Raw genomic sequence first — 6,973 nt, forward strand, 5'->3', positions numbered from 1 at the left:
TCGGTCACCGGCTCGGGCTGCAACGTCTACGTCCAGAACGCCGGCCCGGGACCGGGGATCCGGCCGGGCTGCGGGTCGGCCCGGGACCGGGGATCCAGCCGGGCTGCGAGTCGGCCCGGGACCGGGGATCCAGCTGGCCTGCGGGACGGCCCGGGACCGGGGATCCAGCTGGCCTGCGGGACGGCCCGGGGGTGCCGGGGGGCGAGCGCGGGGCGGGGGAGCCGCGGTGATCTCCGGGCCCGGTGAGGGCTGCGGGTGCTCCGGGCGGCCCTCTTCCGTCGGCCGACGCGGGCTGTGCGGGCGGGTGCCCCCGCCGTGGGCCTGCGTCGAGTGGCGCCAGTCGCGCAGGTACACACCGGATCGGTCCGGTGACCAGCCCCGCGGGCACGCACCTGCTCGGTCCGGCGGCGAGCCGAGCAGGGTGCCCACCCAGTCGGCCCGGCGACCGCCGCGCAGGTGCACACCGGGCCACCGCCGTGACCGTTCGGCCCCTCCGGTCCGGCGCTCGGCACCTGGTTCTGCGCCCGCCCGGAAGCCAGGTCCCGGAGGTGTCTCTTCCATGCCCCGGACCCGTGCCGTTGCGCAGGGGTGAAAAGGGGTGGAAGGCTGGATAGCGGCACCGGTTCGGGGAGCGCCCGGGAAGCCTGCGGCTCGCGCCGTGCACAGCCTGTGCCCCGCGCGCCGGCCCGTCGTCGATCGCGATGTCGACGGGCCCGTCCCCTTCACCAGGAGGTACCCGTGAACAGCGCCGACGGATGGGGTGACGACGTCTACCAGCCCGACTCGTCCGACGTTCAGGACGACGCGGGGCTGCTCGACGCCGAGGACACCCTAGACAACGACGGCGTCGGCGACCCTCTCGACCGCGGATGGTCCCCCCCGGATCGACCATGGGCGGTGGAGCGCACCGGAGTGACGGCCGCGGAGCGCCAACAGGGCGAGACGCTGGACCAGCGGCTCGCCGAGGAGCTGCCGGACCTCGCCGCCCCCGACGGCGACGGCCTCGGCGACTCCTCGGAGACCGACGGCGAACTGCTGGACAACGAGGTCGGCGCCGCCCGCTCCGGCCGGCTCGTCGCCCCGGACGAGGGAGCCCACGAGGACGAGGAGAGCGCGCTGGTCGCCACGGACGTCGGTATCGACGGCGCCGCGGCCTCGGCCGAGGAGGCCGCGATGCACATCGTCGACGAGGACGCCCTGTCCGGCTGATCCCGCCGCCCCGACCCCCGAGGAGCCTTCATGCAGCAGGACAAGCACCCCGACTACCACCCGGTCGTCTTCCGGGACCGGGCCGCCGGGTACGCGTTCCTCACCCGGTCCACCGCGACCAGCGGCGAGACCATCGAGTGGGACGACGGCGAGACCTACCCGGTCGTGGACGTGGAGATCTCCTCGGAGAGCCACCCCTTCTACACCGGCAAGGCCCGCACGGTGGACTCCGAAGGCCGCGTCGCCCGCTTCGAGCGCCGCTACGGCGGGGCCGGCGCCGAGGGCGCCTGAAGGGCGGGTTCCGCCGCGCTCGCTCAGATCACGTTGAGCGCCGCCGCGCAGCCCACTCCCCCGAGCAGCATGAAGGCCGGCATCAGCACCTTCAGCTCCACCCAGCTGCCCGCCCGGAAGCGCATGAACTTCGGCGGGCCGATCGGGTACCAGCGCTTGCGGCCCACCGGGATCGGCCACAGGATCGGGCAGCCCGACACCGTCAGCGCGTCCCCGATGTCGTGCACCAGCGCGCCCAGCACGACCGGCAGTCCCAGCCACAGGTACTCCTGGCCCGGCTCGGTGAACAGCCAGTCCGCGCCGTTGCCCGGCTTGTCCAGCACCCCGGCCAGGATCCAGGCACTGGTCGCCGCCAGCAGCCAGACGAGGACGTCGCTGCTGGATCCCCGCGTCGCCCGCCACAGCAGACCCTCGATGGCGAGCACCATGTGCGCGAAGAGGATGCCCAGCACCGCCCAGCGGCCCCCGGTGATCGCCAGCACCGAGGCTCCCACCCCGATCAGGACCGCCCACAGCCAGGTGTGCGTGAGCGTGCGGTGACCGCCGGAGCGGCGCGGGTCGCCCTGCTTCTTGGTGGCTTTGTAGACGGCGTAGGAGAGCTTGTCCACGATCTCGCACACCCCGCGCGAGAGCGGTCCGAACGCCCGCGAGATGGTGGCGGCCTTGTGGTCGAGGTCCGGGGCCAGCGCGGCTCCGGCGCAGATCAGGGCGCCGACCAGGACGACGGGCCACGGCATCGGACGTCCGGTCGCCGCGGCCGCCGCCCCGACACCGAGCCAGGCCGCGGCGCCCGACAGTGAGTGTGCTGGTCCCATCATGGCCGTTGCCCGCCCCATTCCTCGTGTGCCGCTGTCCAGTTGACGATGTGCGCTGACGTGTCGTCGGCGACACAGCGTAGCCTTCGCGATCTTCGGACCGGCAGCCGATTCCCCTGACAGCGGGGAGGCCAGGCAAGATGGGTGCGTGACCCTCATCGATCAGCTGCCGCAGACCGCCGACCCCGACGCCCTCTACGAAGCCTTCGAGTCGTGGGCCGAGGAACGCGGTCTGACTCTCTACGCCCACCAGGAGGAGGCGCTGATCGAGGTGGTCTCCGGCGCGAACGTGATCGTGTCGACGCCCACCGGCTCCGGCAAGAGCATGATCGCGGCGGGTGCGCACTTCGCCGCCCTCGCCCGCGACGAGGTCACCTTCTACACCGCCCCGATCAAGGCGCTGGTGTCGGAGAAGTTCTTCGAACTGTGCAAGCTGTTCGGCACCGAGAACGTCGGCATGCTCACCGGCGACGCCTCCGTCAACGCCGACGCCCCCGTCATCTGCTGCACCGCCGAGATCCTCGCCTCGATCGCACTGCGCGACGGCAAGCAGGCGGACGTCGGCCAGGTCGTCATGGACGAGTTCCACTTCTACGCGGAGGGCGACCGCGGCTGGGCCTGGCAGATCCCCATCCTGGAGCTGCCCCAGGCGCAGTTCATCCTGATGTCGGCGACGCTCGGCGACGTCTCGATGTTCGAGCAGGACCTCACCCGGCGCACCGGCCGCCCGACCGCGGTGGTCCGCTCCGCGACGCGTCCGGTGCCGCTGTCCTACGAGTACAAGCTCACCCCGCTGACCGAGACGCTGACCGAGCTGCTGGAGACAAAGCAGGCGCCGGTCTACATCGTGCACTTCACCCAGGCGCAGGCCGTCGAGCGGGCGCAGGCGCTGATGAGCATCAACATGTGCACGCGTGAGGAGAAGGACCAGATCGCCGAGCTCATCGGCAACTTCCGCTTCACGACCAAGTTCGGCCGCAATCTCTCCCGCTACGTCCGCCACGGCATCGGCGTCCACCACGCCGGCATGCTGCCCAAGTACCGCCGCCTGGTGGAGAAGCTCGCCCAGGCCGGCCTGCTGAAGGTCATCTGCGGCACGGACACCCTGGGTGTCGGGGTCAACGTGCCCATCCGCACGGTGTTGTTCACGGCGCTGACCAAGTACGACGGCAGCCGTGTCCGCACCCTGCGAGCCCGTGAGTTCCACCAGATCGCCGGGCGCGCCGGACGGGCGGGCTTCGACACGGCGGGCTTCGTCGTCGCCCAGGCGCCCGAGCACGTCATCGAGAACGAGAAGGCGCTGGCCAAGGCCGGCGACGACCCGAAGAAGCGACGCAAGGTCGTCCGCAAGAAGGCACCCGAGGGGTTCGTCGGCTGGACGGAGAACACCTTCGAGAAGCTCATCGCCTCCGAGCCGGAGCCGCTGACCTCCCGCTTCCGGGTGACGCACACCATGCTGCTGTCGGTGATCGCCCGGCCGGGCAACGCCTTCGAGGCGATGCGGCATCTGCTGGAGGACAACCACGAGCCCCGCAAGCAGCAGCTCCGGCACATCCGGCGGGCGATCGCCATCTACCGCTCGCTGCTGGACGGCGGCATCGTCGAGAAACTGGACGAGCCGGACCCCACCGGCCGAATCGTCCGCCTGACCGTCGACCTTCAGCAGGACTTCGCCCTCAACCAGCCGCTGTCCACCTTCGCGCTGGCCGCTTTCGAGCTGCTGGAGCCGGAGTCGCCGTCCTACGCCCTCGACATGGTGTCCGTCATCGAGTCCACCCTGGACGACCCGCGGCAGATCCTCGTCGCCCAGCAGAACAAGGCCAAGGGCGAGGCCGTCGCCGCGATGAAGGCCGACGGCGTGGAGTACGAGGAACGCATGGAACGCCTCCAGGACATCAGCTACCCCAAGCCCCTGGAGGAGCTGCTCTTCCACGCTTACAACACCTACCGCAAGAGCCACCCCTGGGTCGGCGACCATCCGCTGTCCCCGAAGTCGGTCATCCGGGACATGTACGAACGGGCGATGTCCTTCACCGAGTTGGTTTCCTTCTACGAGCTGGCCCGCACCGAGGGCATCGTGCTGCGCTACTTGGCCAGCGCCTACAAGACCCTCGACCACAACATCCCGGACGACCTGAAGTCCGAGGACCTCCAGGACCTGATCGAGTGGCTGGGCGAGATGGTCCGCCAGGTCGACTCCAGCCTGCTGGACGAGTGGGAGCAGCTCGCCAACCCGGAGGAGATGACCGCCGAGCAGGCCCAGGAGAAGGCCGACGAGGTCAAGCCGGTCACCACCAACGCCCGCGCCTTCCGCGTCCTGGTCCGCAACGCGCTCTTCCGCCGGGTCGAGCTCGCCGCCCTCGACCAGGTCGAGGAGCTGGGCGAGATGGACGCCGACGCCGGCTGGGACGCGGACGCCTGGGGCGAGGCCATGGACAAGTACTGGGACGAGTACGACGACCTCGGCACCGGCCCCAACGCCCGCGGCCCCAAGCTCCTGGTGATCGAGGAGGAGCCGGCGAACCGTCTGTGGCGCGTGCGCCAGATCTTCGACGACCCGAGCGGGGACCATGACTGGGGCATCAGCGCGGAGATCGACCTCGCCGCCTCCGACGCGGAGGGCCGCGCGGTGGTCCGTGTCACCGACGTAGGCCAGTTGTGAGCACAGGAGAATCCCACCCATGACGACGAATCCGGCCGAGAGGCTCGTCGACCTGCTCGACCTGGAGCAGATCGAGGTCAACATCTTCCGTGGCCGCAGTCCCCAGGAGTCCCTCCAGCGGGTCTTCGGCGGGCAGGTGGCGGGCCAGGCACTGGTCGCCGCCGCGCGGACCACGGACGGCGACCGTCCGGTGCACTCACTGCACGCGTACTTCCTGCGCCCGGGCCGGCCGGGAGTGCCGATCGTGTACCAGGTCGAACGGGTTCGGGACGGGCGGTCGTTCACGACCCGCCGGGTCACCGCCGTGCAGCAGGGCCGCACGATCTTCAATCTCACCGCCTCCTTTCACAAGCCTGAGCAAGGGAGCTTCGAGCACCAGCTGCCGCCGGCCCGAGAGGTCCCGGACCCCGAGTCGCTGCCGACGGTCACCGACGAGATCCGGGAGCATCTGGGCGCGCTGCCCGAACAGTTGGAGCGGATGGCACGCCGCCAGCCCTTCGACATCCGCTATGTGGACCGGCTGCGCTGGACGCCCGAGGACGTCAAGGACGCCGAGCCGCGCAGCGCGGTGTGGATGCGGGCGGTCGGTCCGCTCGGCGACGACCCGGTCGTGCACACCTGCGCGCTGACCTACGCCAGCGACATGACCCTCCTGGACGCCGTCCGCATCCCGGTCGAACCCCTGTGGGGCCCGCGGAGCTTCGACATCGCGTCGCTGGACCACGCGATGTGGTTCCACCGGCCGTTCCGCGCGGACGAGTGGTTCCTGTACGACCAGGAGTCGCCGATCGCCACGGGCGGGCGCGGTCTGGCCCGCGGGCGGATCTACGACCTTCAGGGACGACTGCTGGTGTCCGTCGTCCAGGAAGGGCTGTTCCGGGCCCTGTGAGGTCAGGCGCTTCTGCGGCGCAACCAGCCGAGCAGGCGGTGCCGGGCCTCACCGGGTTCCGGTGCGACAGCGACTGGCTGCTCCGCGGAGCCTGATCGTGCCGTGGGGCGCGGGGCGGGCCGATGGTCGCGCGCCTCCTGCATCGCCCGGGTGAGGTCGGCGCGCAGCCAGCCGATCTCGTCCGCGTCGTCCGCCGTCATGATCTGCTCGCACCGGTGCGCGGCCGGTGAGCCCGGTGCTCCGTGCGCGGGCGGCCCTGGTCGGAGGCGGTTCAGATAGGAGCGTTCGTAGGGGTCGGGGACGATCTCCGCGATCCGGACCTGGTCGAGGAAGGCGGCGACGGCTCCGGCCTGTTGCCAGGGTTCCTCGGCCTGCCGCAGCAGGAACCCCAGGTGGCGTCCGCGCCAGTTGCGCGGGCGCAGGTCCAGCCCGGCCTCCAACTGATCGCGCAGCCCTTCCGGCGTGCGCGCCTTCAACAGCGGGACGTTCTCCTCGTCGGCCGCGAACTGCCGTAGTTCCTCGGCCAGATACATCCAGACCACGGCCCGGTAGCGGTTGAGGTAGAAGGACACCGGCACGACCAGGCCCAGGCGGGCGAGGCGGGTGAACCGGCCGGCGGGCACCCGCATCAGAGCCGCGCCCTCGGTGGTGCCCACGGCCTTCACGCGCTCCAGCAGTGCCTCGGGGAAGCCCTCCCCCGCACGCAGGCGCTCGATCTCTGAGCGGGAGACGCGGCGGGCTCCCCCACCCCCTCCTTCGTCCGGCACGGTCCTGATGTGCCCGAGGTGGACGGCGAGGTCGAATTCACGCCGTTTCAGGCCCAGTTCCCGAGCCGCGTGTCCCGGGGTGCAGGAACTGCCCTGCCGCCCGGTGATGGTGTCGCCTGCCATGGTCCATCTCCCCCGTGGAGTCGGATGCTCACGCTGTGTACGTTCGCCGTGACAGAACGGTAGCTAATCCGGCGGGGCTCGTGGCGGGCCTGTGGATAACTCCACGGAGGAGAGAGAACGTACAGGTCAGCGATCCAGCGCACCTTCGGTGCGCGCCGGGGGCGTGGTAAATGCCGTGGCGTGCGCCGGGGGTGCTTCTGTCTGCCCTGACGGAGGT

Annotated in this window: 6 protein-coding genes; 4 read left to right on the forward strand and 2 right to left on the reverse strand. The window is 70.9% G+C overall.

Annotated elements, in window-relative coordinates:
- The first annotated feature begins 738 nt into the window (after positions 1–738).
- Together ACWDRW_RS39900 and ACWDRW_RS39905 are read left to right on the forward strand one after the other, a co-directional pair.
- Positions 739–1,209 carry a DUF5709 domain-containing protein gene (locus ACWDRW_RS39900; protein WP_451733375.1) on the forward strand — a complete coding sequence of 157 codons (471 nt, stop codon included), beginning with the start codon at positions 739–741 and terminating at the stop codon, positions 1,207–1,209.
- 30 nt (positions 1,210–1,239) lie between these two features.
- On the forward strand, positions 1,240–1,500 hold the full coding sequence (locus tag ACWDRW_RS39905; RefSeq protein ID WP_451733378.1) for a type B 50S ribosomal protein L31: 261 nt from the start codon (positions 1,240–1,242) through the stop codon (positions 1,498–1,500).
- A gap of 23 nt (positions 1,501–1,523) precedes the next feature.
- Here ACWDRW_RS39905 and ACWDRW_RS39910 read toward each other — a convergent pair whose 3' ends face one another.
- Positions 1,524–2,318 (reverse strand): metal-dependent hydrolase, encoded by a 795-nt coding sequence (locus tag ACWDRW_RS39910; protein WP_451733381.1) that lies wholly within the window; start codon positions 2,316–2,318, stop codon positions 1,524–1,526.
- Between the two features lie 145 nt (positions 2,319–2,463).
- Here ACWDRW_RS39910 and ACWDRW_RS39915 point away from each other — a divergent pair, with 145 nt between their 5' ends.
- Both ACWDRW_RS39915 and ACWDRW_RS39920 read left to right on the forward strand, forming a co-directional pair.
- Positions 2,464–4,977, forward strand: a complete 2,514-nt coding sequence (locus ACWDRW_RS39915; protein WP_451733384.1) for a DEAD/DEAH box helicase — start codon at positions 2,464–2,466, stop codon at positions 4,975–4,977.
- A 19-nt stretch (positions 4,978–4,996) separates the two neighbouring features.
- Positions 4,997–5,866 (forward strand): acyl-CoA thioesterase, encoded by an 870-nt coding sequence (locus tag ACWDRW_RS39920; protein WP_451733387.1) that lies wholly within the window; start codon positions 4,997–4,999, stop codon positions 5,864–5,866.
- 2 nt (positions 5,867–5,868) lie between these two features.
- Here the strand turns inward: ACWDRW_RS39920 and ACWDRW_RS39925 are convergent, their stop codons facing one another.
- Positions 5,869–6,756, reverse strand: coding sequence for a DUF6397 family protein (locus ACWDRW_RS39925; protein WP_451733389.1), 888 nt, complete (start codon positions 6,754–6,756; stop codon positions 5,869–5,871).
- Between the last annotated feature and the right edge of the window lie 217 nt (positions 6,757–6,973).

The sequence above is a fragment of the Streptomyces sp. NPDC003635 genome, from assembly GCF_053587635.1.